The 19,137-nt window shown below is 49.0% G+C and carries 18 protein-coding genes; 14 read left to right on the forward strand and 4 right to left on the reverse strand.

Features of this window, described 5'->3' with window-relative positions; genetic code table 11:
* The first annotated feature begins 89 nt into the window (after positions 1 to 89).
* The 6 genes from dnaB (at position 90) to RWJ96_RS04190 (ending at position 8,920) form a co-directional block, all read left to right on the forward strand.
* Positions 90 to 1,529, forward strand: coding sequence for a replicative DNA helicase (gene dnaB / locus RWJ96_RS04165; RefSeq protein ID WP_314019107.1), 1,440 nt, complete (start codon positions 90 to 92; stop codon positions 1,527 to 1,529).
* A 141-nt stretch (positions 1,530 to 1,670) separates the two neighbouring features.
* Complete coding sequence (locus RWJ96_RS04170; protein ID WP_035427091.1) at positions 1,671 to 2,951, forward strand: adenylosuccinate synthase; 1,281 nt, start codon at positions 1,671 to 1,673, stop codon at positions 2,949 to 2,951.
* 3 nt (positions 2,952 to 2,954) lie between these two features.
* A complete protein-coding gene (gene purD, locus RWJ96_RS04175) occupies positions 2,955 to 5,069 on the forward strand; it encodes a phosphoribosylamine--glycine ligase (RefSeq protein WP_314019108.1) in 2,115 nt (704 codons plus the stop codon).
* 14 nt (positions 5,070 to 5,083) lie between these two features.
* Positions 5,084 to 5,929 carry an NUDIX domain-containing protein gene (locus RWJ96_RS04180; RefSeq protein ID WP_035427089.1) on the forward strand — a complete coding sequence of 282 codons (846 nt, stop codon included), beginning with the start codon at positions 5,084 to 5,086 and terminating at the stop codon, positions 5,927 to 5,929.
* Between the two features lie 6 nt (positions 5,930 to 5,935).
* Entirely contained in the window at positions 5,936 to 7,798 is a 1,863-nt protein-coding gene (locus RWJ96_RS04185) for an ABC transporter ATP-binding protein (protein ID WP_314019109.1), read from the forward strand.
* Between the two features lie 198 nt (positions 7,799 to 7,996).
* Positions 7,997 to 8,920 (forward strand): hypothetical protein, encoded by a 924-nt coding sequence (locus tag RWJ96_RS04190; protein ID WP_314019111.1) that lies wholly within the window; start codon positions 7,997 to 7,999, stop codon positions 8,918 to 8,920.
* Positions 8,921 to 9,485: 565 nt separating this feature from the next.
* Here the strand turns inward: RWJ96_RS04190 and RWJ96_RS04195 are convergent.
* On the reverse strand, positions 9,486 to 10,355 hold the full coding sequence (locus RWJ96_RS04195) for a pyridoxamine kinase (RefSeq protein WP_314019112.1): 870 nt from the start codon (positions 10,353 to 10,355) through the stop codon (positions 9,486 to 9,488).
* A gap of 116 nt (positions 10,356 to 10,471) precedes the next feature.
* On the opposite strand from RWJ96_RS04195, the gene purE reads away from it, so the two are divergent.
* From purE to purN, 5 genes are all read left to right on the forward strand, one after another.
* Positions 10,472 to 10,933 carry a 5-(carboxyamino)imidazole ribonucleotide mutase gene (gene purE / locus RWJ96_RS04200; protein WP_035428223.1) on the forward strand — a complete coding sequence of 154 codons (462 nt, stop codon included), beginning with the start codon at positions 10,472 to 10,474 and terminating at the stop codon, positions 10,931 to 10,933.
* Positions 10,934 to 11,174: 241 nt separating this feature from the next.
* Positions 11,175 to 12,113 (forward strand): class B sortase, encoded by a 939-nt coding sequence (gene srtB, locus RWJ96_RS04205; protein ID WP_314019114.1) that lies wholly within the window; start codon positions 11,175 to 11,177, stop codon positions 12,111 to 12,113.
* Between the two features lie 219 nt (positions 12,114 to 12,332).
* Positions 12,333 to 13,826: an amidophosphoribosyltransferase gene (gene purF, locus RWJ96_RS04210; protein ID WP_314019116.1), complete on the forward strand. Its 1,494-nt coding sequence runs from the start codon at positions 12,333 to 12,335 to the stop codon at positions 13,824 to 13,826.
* 11 nt (positions 13,827 to 13,837) lie between these two features.
* Complete coding sequence (gene purM, locus RWJ96_RS04215; protein WP_314019118.1) at positions 13,838 to 14,926, forward strand: phosphoribosylformylglycinamidine cyclo-ligase; 1,089 nt, start codon at positions 13,838 to 13,840, stop codon at positions 14,924 to 14,926.
* A complete protein-coding gene (gene purN / locus RWJ96_RS04220; protein WP_314019120.1) occupies positions 14,916 to 15,530 on the forward strand; it encodes a phosphoribosylglycinamide formyltransferase in 615 nt (204 codons plus the stop codon). Before purM ends, purN begins: the two co-directional genes overlap by 11 nt.
* A 42-nt stretch (positions 15,531 to 15,572) precedes the next feature.
* Here purN and RWJ96_RS04225 read toward each other — a convergent pair whose 3' ends face one another.
* From RWJ96_RS04225 to RWJ96_RS04235, 3 genes are all read right to left on the reverse strand, one after another.
* The gene (locus RWJ96_RS04225; protein WP_314019121.1) at positions 15,573 to 15,986 is read right to left on the reverse strand and encodes a hypothetical protein; all 414 of its coding nucleotides are present in this window, start codon (positions 15,984 to 15,986) and stop codon (positions 15,573 to 15,575) included.
* Between the two features lie 57 nt (positions 15,987 to 16,043).
* On the reverse strand, positions 16,044 to 16,328 hold the full coding sequence (locus RWJ96_RS04230) for a SemiSWEET family transporter (RefSeq protein ID WP_314019123.1): 285 nt from the start codon (positions 16,326 to 16,328) through the stop codon (positions 16,044 to 16,046).
* 68 nt (positions 16,329 to 16,396) lie between these two features.
* A complete protein-coding gene (locus RWJ96_RS04235; RefSeq protein ID WP_286127389.1) occupies positions 16,397 to 16,525 on the reverse strand; it encodes a hypothetical protein in 129 nt (42 codons plus the stop codon).
* A gap of 149 nt (positions 16,526 to 16,674) precedes the next feature.
* Between RWJ96_RS04235 and RWJ96_RS04240 the strand changes: the two genes are divergently transcribed.
* Genes RWJ96_RS04240 through RWJ96_RS04250 form a run of 3 tightly spaced genes read left to right on the forward strand, consistent with a single transcriptional unit; the run spans position 16,675 to position 18,979 of the window.
* Positions 16,675 to 17,298 (forward strand): DUF47 domain-containing protein, encoded by a 624-nt coding sequence (locus RWJ96_RS04240; RefSeq protein ID WP_035428216.1) that lies wholly within the window; start codon positions 16,675 to 16,677, stop codon positions 17,296 to 17,298.
* Positions 17,291 to 18,286 (forward strand): inorganic phosphate transporter, encoded by a 996-nt coding sequence (locus tag RWJ96_RS04245; protein ID WP_314019125.1) that lies wholly within the window; start codon positions 17,291 to 17,293, stop codon positions 18,284 to 18,286. Before RWJ96_RS04240 ends, RWJ96_RS04245 begins: the two co-directional genes overlap by 8 nt.
* 3 nt (positions 18,287 to 18,289) lie before the next feature.
* Positions 18,290 to 18,979: a tRNA (cytidine(34)-2'-O)-methyltransferase gene (locus tag RWJ96_RS04250; RefSeq protein ID WP_314019126.1), complete on the forward strand. Its 690-nt coding sequence runs from the start codon at positions 18,290 to 18,292 to the stop codon at positions 18,977 to 18,979.
* Positions 18,980 to 19,137 lie beyond the last annotated feature (158 nt).

The raw sequence follows: 19,137 nt of genomic DNA on the forward strand, positions 1-19,137 counted from the left end.
GAATTTTGCAAGCCAAAATGACTCTTTATTTTTTTGAAAAGTACACTACTATTCAGATTCATTCCCAAAAAACATGATTGGAAAAGACGATGGCACAAGACTCGTTTGAGATGAATCCTACGCAATTGACGGCCCTAGAGAACGCCTCTATGCCACAAGATTCTGATGCCGAGTTTTCCATTCTTTCTGCAATGATTCTTTCGGAAGAAATCAGAGGAGAGTGCCTCATTAGGCTTTCTTCCGAGGATTTCTATATTCCATCCAATCAAATTATTTTTGATGCAATTAAGTCCCTGTTTGACAATAACAAGCCAGTTGACGTCATTTCGCTTGCAGACCACCTTAAGAGTAACGGCAAGTTTGAGCGCGCTGGAGGAGCTGTCCGTTTAGCAGAGCTTGGAAACAACCCACTTGCTATGGTTGGTTGGGAAAACCACGCTGTTATGCTGCACCGTGATACTACGCTCAGAAAGATGATTAGTGCTTCTGCAAAGATTTCTGCGCTTGCCTACAACGCTCCAGAAGATACAAAAGAAGTAGTTGACCAGGCAGAAAAGCTCATTTTTGATGTAACCAACAGAGATGTTCAGCAGTCTGAGCAGGGCATTGAAGACATCATGACTGATCTCTTTGAAGAGCTTCAGCAAAATGCTGGCAAAGATGCTTCAGAGCTGGGTGTCCAAACCGGATTTGCAACCCTAGATAACCTCTTCCAAGGTCTTCGTCCTGGTCAGATGGTTGTTATCGGCGCTCGTCCTGGTGTTGGTAAGACTTCTTTTGCTCTCAGCATGGCTTATAACGCTGCGGTTTCCGGAGCAACTGTTGCGCTTTTCTCGCTTGAGATGAGCAAGATTGAGATTGCGCAGAGGCTGTTGGCTTCTGAATCAAAGGTTGATTTGCAGACCATCCGTTCTTCCAACATCAGAAATGAGCAGTGGCCCACCCTTCTGGAGGCAGCAGAGCGCATTTCTCGCCTTAAAATCATCGTTGACGATACTCCAGGCACAACAGTCACAGAAATCCGCGCAAAAGCCCGCAGAATGCTTAATAAGGCCGAGAAAGGCGTCATTATCATCGACTACCTCCAGCTGCTGTCTCCTCCAGCCGAGAAGGGCCGTGCAGACAGTCGTGCAACTGAGGTTTCTGAGATGTCTCGTGGCATTAAGATTATGGCCAAAGACCTCAAGGCGCCTGTTATTGCACTTTCTCAGCTCAATCGTACGCTTGAGAACAGAAACGGCAAGCGTCCACAGCTTTCTGACCTGCGTGAGTCCGGCGCAATCGAGCAGGATGCAGATATTGTTTTGCTGCTTGACCGCTCACTGAGCGATGAAGAAGCCGCACGAGATGACCGTCCTGATAAAGACGTTACTAACATCATTGTTGCAAAGAACCGTGCAGGTGCTCTGAGGGATGTTCCTGTTATGTTTATGCCAACATCTACTAAGTTTGTTGAGATCTACCAGGGAAATAATTACTCAGAAAGTGAAGCCGCACAGTACGCTGCGATGGCAAACCCTACACATTAATCGTTTCTTATGTGTGACAAAACCTCTGCGCTTCTGTGCTTTTGCGAGTGGTATTAGATATACTTATGAAGCAACCCCTAAAGAGGTTGCAACCGTCATGTAATGGTCGTGTTTGTAGATAGCTGCGATAGGGGAGAACTTATGCCAGCTTCCGTACTTGTTGGTGCTCAGTGGGGAGACGAGGGTAAGGGTAAAGTTACCGACCTCATTTCCGGAGATTTTGACGTTGTTTGCCGTTACGCAGGTGGTGCAAATGCGGGCCACACGGTAATTGCTGGAGACACAAAGCTTGCGCTTCACCAGGTTCCATCTGGCGTTATGTACGAGAACACCTATCCAGTTATTGGTAATGGCTGCATTGTTGACCCAGAGGTTCTTCTCGGCGAGATTGACATGCTGGAGAGTAAGGGTATTTCCTGCGATCTTCTTAAGATTTCCGGCAACGCTCACATTGTTATGCCTTATCACAAAGATCTTGATGGCGTGCACGAGAAAAAGCTGGGTAAGAACCTTATTGGTACCACCAAGCGCGGTGTCGGTCCAACATATATGGACAAGATGAATCGCACTGGCCTGCGTATTCAGGACATGCTTGACGAGAAGATCTTCCGCAAGAAGCTTGAAGCTGCACTTGAGTACACCAATCCAATCTTGAGCCTTGTGTATGGCCTTCCAACCTATACCGTTGACCAAATTTGCGAGACCTATCTGCCTTATGCAGATCGCATTCGTCCTTACATTGTTGAGTCTTCTCTCTTCCTCAACGAAGAGCTTGAGGCTGGTAAGAACATTCTCTTCGAGGGTGCTCAGGCAACCATGCTTGATATTGACCACGGCACCTATCCATTTGTTACCTCTTCTAGCTGCACTGCTGGTGGCGCAGTAACTGGTTCTGGCGTTGGTCCAACCAACATTGACCGCGTCCTGGGCATTGCAAAGGCATACCTCACGCGCGTTGGCTCTGGTCCATTCCCAACAGAGCTCTTTGACGAGACGGGCGATCTTCTCGGCGAAGTTGGCCATGAGTACGGCGTTACTACTGGCCGTAAGCGCCGTTGCGGTTGGTATGACGCAGTAGTTGTTAACTACGCGGCTCGCATTAATGGCCTCACTGATCTGGCAATCACCAAGCTTGACGTTCTTGGCTGCCTGGATGAGATTAAGGTATGCGTTGCTTATGAGTGCGACGGCAAGATTTACAAGACCGTCCCAGAGCACCAGAGCGTCTTCTATCACGCAAAGCCTGTGTATGAGACTCTTCCTGGTTGGAAGTGCGACATCTCTAACGTTCGTAACTTCTACCAGCTACCTCGTGAGGCTAAGGACTACATTGACTTCCTGGAGCAACTTGCTGGTGTACGCGTTTCTATCATCACCGTTGGTCCAGATCGTGAGCAGACAATCGACCGCTACTGGAGGTAACCCGTGGCGTCTTCGGACTGCTCAACTTTTGCAATAGTTTGCGATAACCCCTGTGGGCTTGAAGCTTCCCAGCTTGAAGCCCTGGGGGTTTCTGTAATACCTGGAGCTCTGAGTTCAGATGCTGACCAGGTAGGCGAGTTTTACCGAGGTATATTTGAGTCAGGAGTTCAAAAGATTCTCTCGCTTCATGTGTATGCAGATTTTTCTGACTCGCTTCTTACGGCAAAAAAGGCTTGTCAGAACAATCCTGACATCTCAAGCTCAATTTTCCTGGTAGATAGCGGAAATATGCCCACTGCTATGGGGATCATGCTTGAGCGCTTAAGTGCGGCAAGAAAGTCTGGAGCTTCATTTGAAGCTGCTTGCGCGTATGCACAAGAGCTGGCTGAGGTAGTTGCCACAATGTACATTGCAATGAACAAGGTCGTCCTTCATAAAAGCAAGGACAAGCGCCCCAGGCTTTCGTTGCGACTCCGCCTTGAGCGTTTGCATAGGCGCATTTCAAACGACATGTATTTGTATCGTTTGGTTGGCGGAAAATGTACAGAGGTTGCTCGCTCTTCAGATTTTACCGATCTAGCAGCAAGAATTTCTCGCCTTATGAGCGCGTGTTTTGTAAAGCGCGGCGAGCTCAAATATGTAGTAATTTCAAGTGGCGAGAAACGCATAGAAAAGCATCTCAAAAAGCCGCTTAAAACCAACGAATATGATGCAGAATGTATTGCAGAAAGACTTGCTTCTCCTGAGTTTAAAAAACATCTTGGAGAAGGCGCTGTTGGCGTTGCTTGTATCCCAAAGGCGTTGTATCAGAAGGCTGGAGTACTTATGAATGACACCGTTGATATTTTGTTGCTCGGCGCAGGTGGTCGTGAGCACGCTCTCTTAACTAAGCTACAAGAATCGCCTCGTGCAGGAAAAATTTACGTTGCTCCAGGTAATGGCGGCATGGCTGCTCAGGCAGAGATTGCTCCTATTGATCAAAACAATCCTGATGAGGTTGTCTCGTTTGCCAAAGAAAAGGGCATTGGCCTGGTAGTTATTGGCCCTGAGGCACCTCTTGTTGTGGGTGTAGCAGACGCTGTTCGTCAGGCCGGTATTGCATGCTTTGGTCCTAACCAGAATGCAGCCCAGATGGAAGGCTCAAAGGCGTTTGCTAAGGGCGTTATGGAGCGAGCAAACGTTCCAACTGCTGCATGGAAGTCTTTTACCGATCAGGCGTCTTGCGAGGCGTATGTTAACCAGATTGGCGCTCCTGTAGTTGTTAAAGCAGACGGTCTTGCCGCAGGTAAGGGCGTTATCGTTGCGACTGAGCTTGAGCAGGCTCTTGAGGGCGTTCGCGAGTGCTTCTCCGGCCATTTTGGTGATGCGGGAGCAACCGTTGTTGTCGAGGAGTTCCTCGAGGGACCAGAGTGCTCGCTGCTTGCGTTGACTGATGGAACGTACGTTGTTCCGCTGGCAACAGCACAGGATCACAAGCGCGCTTACGACGACGATAAGGGTCCCAACACTGGTGGCATGGGCGTCTATTCTCCTGTTCCTTTTGTGACTGACGAAGAGCTTTCTCAGATGATTGCCATTGAGCAGCGCGTTGTTGACCAGCTCAAAAAAGAGGGCATTAACTATTCCGGCTGCCTTTACGGCGGATTTATGCTGACCAAAGACGGTCCTAAGGTTCTTGAGTTCAACGCTCGCTTTGGAGATCCAGAGACTCAGGTAGTTCTGCCTCGCCTTGAGGGAGATTTGGTTTCAATTTTGATGGCTTGTGACAACAGCACCCTCCGTCATCAGCAGGTTTCCTGGTCTGATACAGTCGCTGTTTCTGTTGTTCTGGCAAGCGCTGGATATCCCGGCTCTTACGAGAAGGGCAAGGAGATTACCGGCATCGAGGCTGCTCAGCAGCTTGAAGGCGTCTCTGTCTATCACGCAGGAACTGCTCGGACCGAAGATGGAAAGATTGTTACCGCCGGTGGTCGCGTGCTCAACGTCACCGCGCTTGCTCCAACTTTTGAGGAGGCTCGCGCCCGCGCATACGAGGCCTGTGATCTGATCAACTTTGAAGGTAAGCAGCTCAGGCACGATATTGGACTCAAAGCTCTTCAAGGTCGTCCAGAAAAATAGTTAGGTTAGCGCTTATGGCAAATCAAAATGACGAGAAAACCAACGTACAGGATGGTGCTTGGACCAGCGATCAAAGCAGTTCTCAGTTTAGTGATGTGTTTGATGATATGCAGTCTGCTGAGCCAGAGATTCTTGATGCTGACATGCAGGTAACTCCAGAGGTGTTTGATTCTGCTCGCAATGATTTGCACTCGGCAGTTGATTCGCTTACCTACGACGGTGAGCGTGTTGCTGTGGGCGATGCTGCCTACCATCATTCTGGGGAGCCACAAAAGCGCAGCTTTGTTGCAGGTACAGAGGATGCGCGTGATGCCTCTCTAGAAGAGAAGCCACTTTCTGAAGATACCGTTTGGGTTGGTCGCATTTTTGACGTGAATCGTCTGCGTGTCTCTCTTCCTGATGGACGCACTGCTCTTCGTGATGTTGTGCGTCATCCCGGTGCTGTAGCTATTGTTGCATTGACTGATGAGGGTAGAATTTGCCTGGTTCGTCAGTACCGAACTGCGCTTGGTCGCGTAACAGTTGAGCTACCTGCAGGAAAACTTGATCCAGGCGAGGATCCTCTTGATTGCGCTCACCGTGAGTTGCTGGAAGAAACCGGAATGAAGGCGGGAAAGATGGCTTTTCTCACCACTACCGCCACTTCCGACGGATTTACCGACGAGCTTATTCACCTTTATATGGCAACTGAGTTGACCTTTGAGGGATCAGACCCAGATGCCGACGAATTTATTAACGTGGATCTTGTTCCACTATCTGAGCTGGTAGACGCTGTTCTCGATGGCAAAATCGAGGACGCAAAGACTATCATTGGAGCTCTTATCTGCGATTCAATTTCACACCGATTGCCTATGGAGTAATTACGCATGCTTGATCGTTCTTCTCGCCCTGTACCTGGCAGTTCTTTGAACCAGACCTCTCGTAGAAATGCTTTTGGTAACAACACCTCTGGCAAAAACGTTTCTGGCAAACACCGCAAATCGCTGTTTGCCAGTTTTCTTTCTTATTACGCCCCGCAAAAGCATCTGTTTATTCTGGACACTATCTGCGCCATCATTTTGGCTTGTATCGAGCTCGCGTTCCCCCAGATTTTGCGCTCGCTCACCAAGGGGCTATTTGTGCAGGGCAAAGATGCCATTCTCGGCAGCTTGATATTCATTGCTATTGGCCTTGTGGTTATGTACTTTGTCCACTTTCTGTGTCGCTACTTTGTCATTAGCTGGGGACACATCATGGGCGCGCGTATGGAAAGCAAGATGCGAGAAGACCTGTTTGACGCCTACGAGCGCATGAGTTTCTCGTATTATGATCGCCACAAGACGGGTGACCTGATGAGTCGCCTGGTATCTGACTTGTTCGACATTTCTGAGACGGCGCACCACGGTCCCGAGTATCTGATTATTGGCTTGCTTGAGATTGCTGGCTCTTTTGTTATTCTGACGTTTATCAATGTGCCTCTTACGCTGGTGCTTGCTGGAATTGCCGCCGCGTTAGTGGTGTTCAATTTCTTTGCCAACATGCACATGCGCGGTATTTTTAAAGAGAATCGTATGCGTATTTCCGACGTAAATACCCAGCTAGAAGACTCACTTTCTGGTATTCGCGTGGTTAAGGGCTTTGCGGCAGAAGATCACGAACGTAAGAAATTTAGGGCAAGCAACTCGGCGTATCTGGATTCTAAGTCTAATATGTATCAGGCAATGGGCGGGTATCAGGCTGCTATTTCTGGCATGATGGGCATTCTGAACACTGTTGTGTTGGTTTTGGGCGGCTGGATGATTGCTCAGGGGCAAATGCAAGCTATTGACCTGGCAACTTATGCGCTGTATATCTCGCTGTTTACCACGCCAATCATGAACATTCTGAACTTTACCGAGACATTCCAGAAGGGTCTTGCCGGCTTTAAGCGTTTCACAGAGATTCTTGAAACTCAGCCAGATATTCAAGATGCGCCTGATGCTCACGACATTCAGATTACTGCTGGCGACATCATCTACCAGGACGTTCATTTTTCTTACAACAACGCTGAAGACGTTATCAACGGCTTGAACCTTCATATTGAGAGCGGAAAAACCGTTGCGCTGGTTGGACCTTCAGGTGGAGGTAAGTCAACTACCTGCGCTTTATTGCCACGCTTCTATGATGTTACAAGCGGAAGCATCACCATTGACGGCCAGGACATTCGCTCCGTTACGCAGCACAGTTTGCGCTCGGCAATTGGTATGGTCCAGCAGGACGTGTATCTCTTTGACGGCACCATTGCGGAGAACATTGCATACGGTTGCCCCGAGGCTTCCGCAGCCGACATTGCGCTTGCCGCAAAGCGCGCAAACATCGCCGAGTTTATCGAGTCGTTGCCTGACGGATATGACACGCAGGTTGGACAGCGTGGAACAAGGCTTTCCGGTGGACAGAAGCAGCGCATTTCCATTGCGCGCGTGTTCCTCAAGAACCCTCCGCTGCTCATCCTAGATGAGGCTACTTCTGCTTTGGATAACGAGTCCGAGCGTGCGGTACAGGAATCCCTTTCTGAACTGGCAAAGAATAGGACCACGCTGGTCATTGCCCATCGACTTTCGACAATTATGGGCGCAGATGAGATTATTACTATCAACCACGGTCGTGCAGTTGAGCGCGGAACCCACGATGAGCTGCTAGAAAAGGGCGGAATCTACGCTCATTACTACCAAATGCAGTTTGGTGGTGCGACAAATCTCGCAAGGCGGTAAAATAGAGCATTAGGTGCTTTGCGAAACGCGGTTTGCAGCAGCAATCGTTCTTCTCGCGATGCGCTTAACTGCAGGTTTGCGGTTTGCAACTTGCGGCTGCAACTTGCGGCCTGTAAACCGACGGGTTGTACTTAAGAGCAAAAGTCAACGCATCGCACGCTTTAAAGTGTGTTTATGCAGGTTGAATGAGAGAGCTACATGGCTAAAGATGATGCAGAACGTTCACGCTTCGCGCGCCGCCAGAAGGGCGCGCTTGATGCTGACGCAGCTGAAGAGTTGTTTACCAAGGTGGACGAGACGGGTCATCCTAACGAGGAACGCGCAGCTCTAGAGCGTGCTCGCAGGCAGGGCGGAGCTGTGGCAGTGGACGTTGATCCACTTTCGGGATCTGATCCTTCGGGCTCAAATATCGAGAAGGTCATAACAAAGACGGCAGTCCTTTTTGTTTTGGTTTTCCTGGTAATCGTGGTTCTGATGCAGGTCTCTTGTGGTGTTATTCGTCGAGCTAACACAGCAAATCTAACTGAATCAGTTACGGTACGATCTGTTGCATCCGCATTGCGTGGAGGCGTTGAGTGGGGTAATGGATTCACGCAGTTCCCCGAAGATTTCTCGGTTCAGGAAGCTGACGAGAACACTGGTCGCGTTGAGGTAACGGTTACCGACACCACCTCAAAAGACGTGCTTGAATGCTACGCCGGATCAAGTGTTCAGGCTCAGGCGTTTGCTATTAACGCACTGCTCAACCCACGAATCAATACCGTTGTCTATCATGTTAGCGTTCATAGAAACGACCAGGGTGAGTTGCAGAAATCTCAGCTCTTTGGATTCCTTAAGCCTGGTGGAGACGCAACACCTATCTTTACCTTTACGTTCTCAAAGACGCAATCCTCTGATGGCGTAAACATCACCATGGTCATTACTGGTGCAAACGACACCATTCAAAAAGAATTGCGTGACCAGATTGCAACGTCATTTACACCAGTTCGCGTGCTTGGCGGAATCGTTGGTGGTGACTCTTCAACAAAGAAGAACACTACAACTGGCACAACGGGAACTACTGGTACCACAGGTACCACTGGCACCACTGGTACATCCGACAGTTCTTCAAGCAGCAAGTAGTCTGTCTTACCTGAGAAAAAAGTGCAAAAGAGCCGCTGGCACCAGCGGCTCTTTTGCTTGCGCTACATGAAGTGACTCATCGGGAGGTCGGCACGCCTCAAAATGGTGACCCCAATGATGAGTTTGCACGTTAATTTGGCTAAAAATTGCAGGATCGGTGTTTTCAAGACGATTTTGGTCCCAAAAAGGTAAAAAACCCGTTTAGTTGGGGATTTTAGACTTTATGCATGACGATTTTGAGCTATTTTGAGCCTGCAATGTGCCATCCGATTAGCGCCAACTGGCCTTTTAGTAATATCAAATCTTTAATCAATTCGCTCGATCCCCAACTAAACGGGTTTTTACCTTTTTCGCCCTATTTTGGAGCTCAATGTTTGTTTGATAAAAAATGAAACGAATAAAGTGCCTGTAAAATACATTTTCATGCATAGCGACAAATCTTTGCATAGCCGTTGGGACAAAAATAGGTGCCCACTCTATGTGAGCAGGCACCTACGGCAAAGAATCATGATTGATTTCGCTGAAGCGTGAGGTTTTACACAAGCTGCACAGCTTGCACGAGCTTTTACTCCTGCAGAAGCTGAGTAATCAGGCCCAGTTTTGTCTCAAACGAAACGCCACGAAGCTCAAAGTTTGGCTGCTCACGAGTAATTTCCATGGACTCACAAACAAACTCACCAGCAAATTCAACGGCGTCAGCAATTTCCTGACCACACATAACTGCAGCTAGAAGCGCAGATGCAAACAGGTCGCCGGTTCCGTGCAGCATGTATGGCAGAAGCTCAGAAACAATCTCGCCGCGCTCGGATTCGGTAGCAACAAAGTTGCGGATGAGGCCGTCGCCACGAACGATACCCTTAAGAACGACGCACTTTGCACCCATTGCAAGCAGCGCATCAAGTAGCTCATCTACCTGCTCATCTGTTAAATCCTGACCAGCATAAGGAATACCAGTCAAAATCGAAGCTTCAGTAAGGTTTGGCGTCAGAATATCTGCACCGTTTACCAGGGATTTCATTGCATCGCAAAGCTCTTGCGTATAGGTTGGATACATCTTTCCGCCGTCGCCCATAACAGGATCGACTACGCGAAGCGCCTTTGGATGCTCCTGGTACAAACGCTGAATGCTTGCAACCTGCTCAGCAGCGCCGAGGAAGCCAGAATAAATGGCATCCAGGTCAATGCCCTCTTCCTGCCATGCATCAAGGTAATCCTCGAGCATATTGGTGGTGTCATGCATGTAGAACGTAGGGAACTTGGTGTGTGCCGAGAAAAGCGACGTAGGCACAGGGCAAACGTCACATCCTGCTGCAGAAAGCACCGGAATAGCTACGCCCAGCGAGCATTTTCCGTATCCGCAGAGGTCATGCACTGCGGCAATGCGAGGGATGTACGAGCCTTCTCGCTGGTACAGAACAGAGTTGGTTTCATTCATTACAGTTTCCTTTCACGTGGACTGATGGACCAACGTTCAAGAAAATCATACTCTATACTGTGAGATGGATATTTGACGTATCCACCTATTTTAAGAGACGTAACAAAGGAGCAGAGATGGCAGATCAGCCTGTTGTCGGAATCATCATGGGATCTAAGAGCGACCTTGCAACTATGGAGGGATGCACCGCTGAGCTCGAGCGCCTTGGCGTTCCATACGAGCTGGTCATTGCATCTGCACACCGCACTCCAGACAAGGTTCACCAGTGGGCCGAGACCGCCGCTGACCGTGGCCTCAAGGTAATCATTGCAGCTGCAGGAAAGGCCGCTCACCTGGGCGGAGTTGTTGCTGCATTTACTCCACTGCCTGTCGTTGGCGTTCCAATGAAGACCTCTGACCTCGGCGGCATGGACTCCCTGCTCTCCATGGTTCAGATGCCATCCGGCGTGCCTGTTGCCTGCGTTGCCATCAACGGCGCCAAAAACGCAGCTATCTACGCTACTCAGATTCTTGGCGCATCTCTTCCAGAGTATCGTGAGAAGATCGTCCAGCTCAAAGCCGAGATGGCTGACGCATAAGCTGACTTACAGCCCGCGAATAGAACCGCGCCCGCGCATACCCGCGCACCCACACACAAGACCCGCGCTTTAGAAAACCTAAGGCGCGGGTTTTGCGGGTTTTGTGTAGCTGCAAATGTGATTATGCGATGACTTCATAAGATGCACAGAGATTTTTGTTTCGTGCATAGCTAAACTTTTAAGGGGTATCACAAGAGTATGACAAAGGTATGACAAACGAGTACCTTCAGAAGGGGAGTGCATGGAATCAAAAAACGGCAAGCATTTTGCTTCATTCGCCGCTGACGATCAGACGGCTGGAAATACTCACACCTCAAAAACATCTGTCGAGATGGTTTCTATGAAAAATTCTGTGTCCTCAAAAAAAGAGGGCAACAAAAAAACCTCTCCTAAAAAGTCTGGCGAGAAACCCACTAAGAAGAAAGGTTTTGCTTATATTCTTTCCACGCTCTTGCTGGTAGTTGGCATTGGCCTCTTGGTTGTTGCCGGCGTTATGTTTGGTAAGACCCAGCTTGAATACCACGAGCAAGACGTCATCAACGAAGAACTCGCTACATACGCAACAGTTTCCGAGAAAAAAGACGAGGCCCCAGTTATTGACTGGGCCGGACTTCAGGCAGTAAACAACCAGGTTGTCGGCTGGATTCAGATTCCAGATACGCAGGTCAACTACCCTGTATATCAGACTACAGATAACGATCACTACCTGCATACAAACGCAAAGGGTGAGTGGTCAATCGGTGGCCAGATTTTCATGGACTACCAGAACAATCCAAATGGCCTTACTGACCAGCAGACTATTCTCTATGGCCACCATATGAGAAACGGCTCCATGTTCCAGTACATTGGAGCAATGAATGACCAATCTACCTTCGATAAGGTTGAGACTATCTGGTACGTCACACCTACTCAGACATATGAGCTTGAGCCAGTATTTACCTATCACACCGACGAAGACGACGAGGAAGTCAGGCAGTTTAACTTTGGCTCTGTTGATGAGTTCAGGTCTTACTTGAAGGATAGGCTTTCTAGGGCAGTAAGCTCGCGTTCTGATGCTGCCGAGGTTATTTCTCGCGCTGATCACGTTCTTACACTCTTTACCTGCAATTACACTGACCAGTATGGTCGTACCATGCTCATTTGTGTTCCAAAGACTGAAGCACAGCCAAAGGCTCAGTAGTCGGCATGCTGGCGGTTCAGAGGGAATATTGGATACAGCAAGAAGCCTCCAGTCAGGGCAGTAAAATGTCACTTTCTCAAAAAATTGTTACACGCTCCGAACATATTTGTTCGGAGCGCTTTTTCTTGCAAATTTCCAGGTACACTGTATGTATTGTTGCCAGACGTGAGAGGCGTTTGATCAAGGGTGGCTCAAGCTGAGGCATCCGGAGGGGATCCAATGGAACTTCACGAGGAATGTGGCGTCTTTGGAGTATGGGCGCCTGACCGTGACGTTGCTCGACTCACTTATTTTGCGCTGCACGCGCTGCAGCATCGCGGGCAAGATTCCGCAGGTATAGCTGTCGGCGACGGCCATACCGTACTTATCAGAAAAGATACGGGCCTCGTAACCGAAGTTTTCAACAACGACGACCTCAACGCAATGCCAGGTAAAGTGGCTATCGGTCACTGCCGCTACGGCACCGCAGGCGCCAAGGGTTGGGAGTCGGCCCAGCCACACATGTCGTCCATCGATGAGACCCTCATTGCCTTGGCGCATAACGGCACCCTCGTTAACTTTGACTCTTTGCGAGAAGAACTATCTTCTCGCCAGATTTCCTTTAGATCGCACACGGATTCCGAGGTAGCAGCCCAGCTCATCGGCTACTTTACTCGTCGTACACACCGTTTGCGCACCGGTATTGCCGCAACCATGAACCTCATCGAGGGCGGTTACGCCATGGTGCTTATCCGCGAGAACGCCCTCTATGCGTTTAGGGATCCTAACGGTATTCGTCCGCTGGTACTCGGCCATATTGGCGAGGAAGGCGAGAATAACTGGGTGGTTGCATCTGAGACGTGCGCGCTGGATATTGTGGGCGCCACGTATGTGCGAGAGGTTGCTCCCGGTGAGATTATCCGTATTTCCGACAGTGGCCTATCTTCTGAGATGGGACTTTCCCCTCGTCAGCAAGCAGATTGCATCTTTGAACAGGTGTATTTCTCGCGTCCTGACTCTATTATTAGTGGTCGATCGGTGTATTCTGTCCGTCATCAGATGGGTCGCCAACTGGCAAAAGAGACCCCAGCAGACGTTGACCTGGTAATCGGTGTACCTGATTCCGGCGTTCCTGCGGCTGAGGGTTTTGCACAAGAGCTGGACGTGACTTTTGGCACTGGCTTGATCAAAAATCGTTACGTTGCAAGAACGTTCATTCAGCCTACACAGCAGCTTCGTGAACTGGGCGTTCGCCTAAAGCTCAACGCGCTTTCGGACGTTGTTGCAGGTAAGCGCATCGTAATGGTAGATGATTCTGTTGTTCGCGGCACTACTTCCAAGCAGATTGTTCAGCTGCTTAGAGACGCAGGAGCTACTGAAGTACACGTTAGAAGTGCATCTCCAAAGGTTATCTGGCCTTGCTTCTATGGTATTGATACTGCCGACCAGCACCAGCTTGTTGCGGCAAAAATGAGTACAGAAGAGATTTGCGAATATATCGGGGCAGATTCCTTAGGCTTTTTGAGCCTAGAGGGTCTGCTTGCCTGCGTTCCTTCTCGCGGTTATTGCGAGTCTTGCTTTAGTGGCAGGTATCCTGTGGCAATTCCGGAAGACTTCTACCAGAGGTTCTTGCCAGAAAACACCCCAGATAATCTAAACCCATCTTTTGCACGTAAGTTTGACCAGGTAGAACAGCAGTTAATTGACGAGGGCTTTGTCCCTTCAGAGCAGTAAGAAGGAGAATAATGACTACTTCCGCTGATCCAACCAAGCAGATTACCTACGCTGACGCAGGCGTTGACGTTGATGAGGGCGCTCGCGCGGTTGACGCCATCAAGGCTGCTGTTGCTACGACTACTCGTCCCGAGGTCATTGGCGGCTTAGGTGGCTTTGGCTCCTGCTTCTCGGCAGCAGCACTCAAAGATATGGAAGAGCCTGTACTAGTCAGTGGCACCGACGGCGTTGGCACTAAGCTTGCCATTGCTCAGCTGCTCAATCGCCACAACACGGTGGGCGAGGACCTGGTTGCAATGTGCGTTGACGACATTGTTCCTATGGGCGCCGAGCCGCTGTTTTTCTTGGATTACGTGGCCGTGGGCAAACTCAAAGCCGAGGCCGTTGCCGAGGTTGTTGGCGGCATTGCAGAAGGCTGCCGCAAGAGCGGATGTGCGCTGGTAGGCGGCGAGATGGCCGAGCATCCAGGTGTTATGAATCCTGACGATTACGATCTTGCTGGCTTTGTCGTGGGCGTTGTCGACAAACCAAAGATCTTAGGTCCCGAGAAGGTCAGTGAAGGTGACGTTATTCTGGGACTTCCTTCTTCTGGCATTCACTCCAACGGATATTCGCTGGTACGTAAGGTAGCCATTGAGGGCAAGACTGTCGAGGAGCTTAACCAGCCACTAGAGGAACTCGGTGGAGAGTCACTCGCAGACGCTGTTTTGCGTCCAACCACCATTTATGCAGGTGGATTGCTTGCTGCTCTTCGTGCAGAAGCTCCTATCAAGGCTATGGCACACATCACCGGTGGTGGAATCACCGAAAACCTTAACCGTGCACTGCCAGCTCACCTTGATGCAGAGGTTGATCGTGGTGGAGAGGCTGGTCCTGCATGGGATATTCCACCAGTTATTTCATACGTTTCTAGCGCTGCAAATCTGTCTCTTGATGAGCAGTATCGCACTTTCAATATGGGCGTTGGTATGGCTCTTATCGTGGACATGGACGACGTTGACGATGTAGCAGAAGCACTCTCTGACCAGGGATTTGAGCCATTTATCATGGGCCAGATTATCCCAGGCACCGGAAAGGTGGTCTATAACGATGCCAATTAAGCTTGGCGTTCTTCTTTCCGGTTCAGGTACCAACCTGCAGGCTATTATTGACGCCATCGATGCTGGCAAGCTAGACGCAACCATTGAACTGGTCGTTTCTTCTCGCCCCGATGCATATGGTCTGAAGAGAGCAGAGGCAGCCGGCCTGCAAACCCTGACGCTCTCAAAAGAGACGTACGAAGATCCATTTGTTGCAGATATGGTTATTGCCACCGAGCTCAAGCGCTATAACGTTGATTATGTTGTTATGGCTGGCTACATGCGCAAAGTCGGCGTTCCTATTCTGAACACCTTCCTTAATCGTGTGCTCAATCTGCATCCGGCGTTACTGCCAAGCTTCCGCGGTGCGCACGCTATTCAAGATGCGTATGAGTACGGCGTCAAGGTGACGGGCGTCACCGTTCACCTGGCAAACGCCGATTACGACCGCGGTCCCATTATTGCTCAGCGACCCGTTGTGGTTGAAGAGGGTTGGACCGTTGACCAGCTTGAAGAGGCAATTCACCAGGTAGAGCACCAGCTTTATCCTGAGGTGTTGCAGCTTTTTGCTCAGGATAGAGTCCACGTTGAGGGGCAAAAGGTTCGCATAGAGTTAGGCAAGTAAATAGCGAGAAGCCCATTAAGCAGTAATGGAACGGCTGCGTTACTATTTTGTTGCAAGTAAAAGCGCAAATATTGTTTGCGTATAAACAAATGAGGAAGTAAGCCAAATAAGCGGAACAACCAAGTCTCTAATGGTAATAAAACGATCTGATTTAGAGTGTTTTGCTATTTGCGTAAAGATTGCGCACGCAACAGCAATAGCAATAATTCCAACTATATAAAGAACAAGAAATTGCTGCTTAACTATAGTTTTAGTGGTAAGAAGCATTATGTCTACAAAGAAGACCATAGCTATAAAAAAGTAATAAAGTGCGAGCACTCCACCGCGGAAGAGGTCAAAATTTGTGCGCTTAAAGATTTTGCTCAAGCTTTGCTTTGCAAGAAGGACATATGCCGCTATGAGATACAGGACGGCCAGGGGAATATAGACAACTTTAAAGAAACCTATAAGCGCCACATGAACCGTCCTTATCGTTGAGTCTAAGTAAGCTTATGGACCTGCCTGGCTGCCAGTTTATAGCAGCGCTGTAATTGCGGTAACAAGTCCAAAGAGAATACCAGGGGCGTTAGCAATCATAATGGGAACATCGCGTTCTTTCTTGAAAGCGCCGTAAACAAACCAAACAATGCAGTTGATCATGGCAACTAGTGGTTGGATGAAACTACCTTTATTGCCAGCAAGATTATTGGTAATCTGTGGGATATAAGAAACATACATCATGACTGAGAGAATGCTGCCAAATTGACCTAGCTTGTTGAAGAAATTCTCGTCAAAAGAAAGTGCGTGCTTTTTCGTCATGTAAAGTAGCCTCCAATGTCTAACAAACAGATTGCTGATACTTACCCAATTACGTAAGAAGATATCCGTTAGTTTGTCGCTGAATAACTTGCATCAATCCATTGACACAGCTCATCAAAGTCAACAGAGCCATCTAAAAGCGCAGAGATCCAATTACCGTACTGATTTGCAACGTATTCAAACAGCTTTTCTCGCATAATCTGGCCTCCCTAGTCTATATCTTATTATGATTGACAGCTTCTCTATGGAGAAGTTGAAATTGACATTATCTCCAGCGTACGCGCCCTAAACAGCTATACTAAATGTGTTTGTATATGTAATAAAAAGTCCAAGTGAAGGGCGTCATATGAGCCGAGTTTCTCGTAGAGAAGATGAGTTCTACAGCATGTTCTCTGAGTTTTCAGCGTTGATTGTTTCAACAGCAAAACTGTTTGTCTCCTATATGGAGTCATTCCCAAGTTCAGAAGATTATGAAGTCCAAATCAAGAACTACGAGACACTCTGCGATGACCAGGTAGGAAAGATTATTTCCACCCTCAACACATCCTTTATCACGCCATTTGATCGCGAGGACATTTCACGTCTTGCCCTGCTTATGGATGAGATTGCAGACGGTATTGAGAGCGTCTCTGCACACCTCAGCATGTATGACATTAAAGAAATGCGTCCAGAGGCAGTTCAGGTGGCACATCTGATTCTGTTTGCATCAGAGGAGCTGCAAAAGGCCTTCGATCGTCTCCCTGATTATCACAAGGATGACTCGGTCATTCGTCACACACGCTCTGCAAATGAATACGAGGATCAGGGCGATGTTGTGTATCGTAACGCTCTGAGCTCTATCTTTAGAAACGTCGATGATCCAATTGAGGTTCTTAAGTGGAAGAGCCTTCTGGATAGACTTGAGTCAACCCTTGACGCTTGCAAGCATGTTGCAAACGCTGTTCAGAATGTCATTGTGAAAAATGGCTAGCATCTTGCTTATTGCGGTACTTGTTTCCGCTCTGATATTTGAGTTCATCAACGGTTTCCACGACACCGCAAATGCTATTGCAACTACGGTGTATACCAAGGCTTTGCCTCTACGCACAGCAATTATCATGTCGGCTATCATGAACTTTATCGGCGCGCTTATGAGCGAGAAAGTTGCTATGACCATTGCGTCTGGTCTGGTTGACATTCAGCTCCAGCTCTACGTAATTTTTGCTGCACTGATGGGTGCTATCATTTGGGACCTCTTTACCTGGTGGTTCTCAATCCCAAGCTCTTCATCGCATGCGCTTATCGGCAGCCTTATTGGCGCAACCATCGTATTTACCGGCAGCACAGGTCATATTTTGTGGGCGGGCGTCATCGAGAAGGTTGTTATCCCTCTATTTACCTCGCCACTTATTGGCATGGCTCTGGGCTACTTCATTATGAAGCTGGTATTTGAGATCTTTGCTGATTGGCCACCTAAAAAGGCAAACGGTCTCTTCCATCGTCTTCAGGTGCTCTCAGCTGCGTTTATGGCATACAGCCATGGCAACAACGATGCTCAGAAGACCATGGGAATCATCACGTTGGCCCTGGTAACCGCAGGTCTACATGACCCTTCCATGGGCATCCCTCTGTGGGTCAAACTTCTCTGCGCTACAACTATGGCGCTAGGAACTTCCATTGGCGGCGGTCGTATTATGCGTACCGTTGGCGATGGTGTTACTAAGCTCACGCCAGTTATTGGCTTTGTCGCCGAAACAAGTTCTACCGTTGCAATTGAGATCATGACTGCTCTTGGTGCGCCAGTTTCCACTACACAGGTCATCACTACATCCATCATGGGTGCAGGATCTGCTCGTCGTCGCAGTTCCGTGCGCTGGGGTGTTGCGCGCAAGATTATTGCCGCTTGGTTTGTGACGCTGCCAGCCACTATGGCACTCGGCGGACTTATTGCCTTCCTGACTAGCTTTGTTCTGGCATAACCTATGCTCAACGTTGTACTGGTAGAGCCCGAGATTCCCGCAAATACGGGAAACATTGGCCGTACCTGCGTTGTGAGTGGCACTCATCTGCATTTAGTGGGCCCATTGGGTTTCTCGCTTGATGACAAAAGTCTTAAACGGGCAGGCATGGCCTACTGGCAAAGCCTTAACGTTTCTGTTTATGACAACTGGGATCAATTTCTGGAGAAGAACGGTCTTGCCCAAGCGGTTGATGCACCTGCTGCGGACGCTGCACACGACGCTGTTGCCGTTGTAGCCAGCGCTTCCAACAGCGCATTTGCGGGCGGCAGATCTCAACTTCACTTTCTAACCAAGAAAGCTAAGAAGACCTACACTCAGGCAACGTATCGTGATGGCGATTACCTCATCTTTGGCAAGGAAAGCCTGGGACTATCCGAGGAACTTCTGGCACAGCATGCTGACGAATGCGAGAGAATCCCAATGCTGCAAGACTCCGCCAGTCTGGTCAACCGCGAGGACTGGAGCCAGAAGCACGATGCGCTAGATGGCAATGATCAGTATGCTCACCCAGCGCTTTTACAGCAGGATATCTGCGGAAACTTTATTGACCCCAATGAGTTTTCGGTCAGTGCGCTTAACGTTTCAAACGCAGCTGCCATTGTGCTGTACGAGGCGCTGCGACAGATTGGTTTTCCAGGAATGGATGTCTAAGAACTAGCTTATTGAGTTTGTTTATGATGCAAAACGAGAAAAGCGCCAAGAATGGCTACAGAGATAAGATGCGTGTTGATTAAAATCCGACAGCACCATTAGATTGAACTGCGTCCCAAAACTTGGACGAATTTAATAAAGAGCTAGGCCTCCAAGGA

The organism is Lancefieldella parvula, from assembly GCF_963547875.1.
Classification (GTDB): Bacteria; Actinomycetota; Coriobacteriia; order Coriobacteriales; family Atopobiaceae; genus Lancefieldella; species Lancefieldella parvula_D.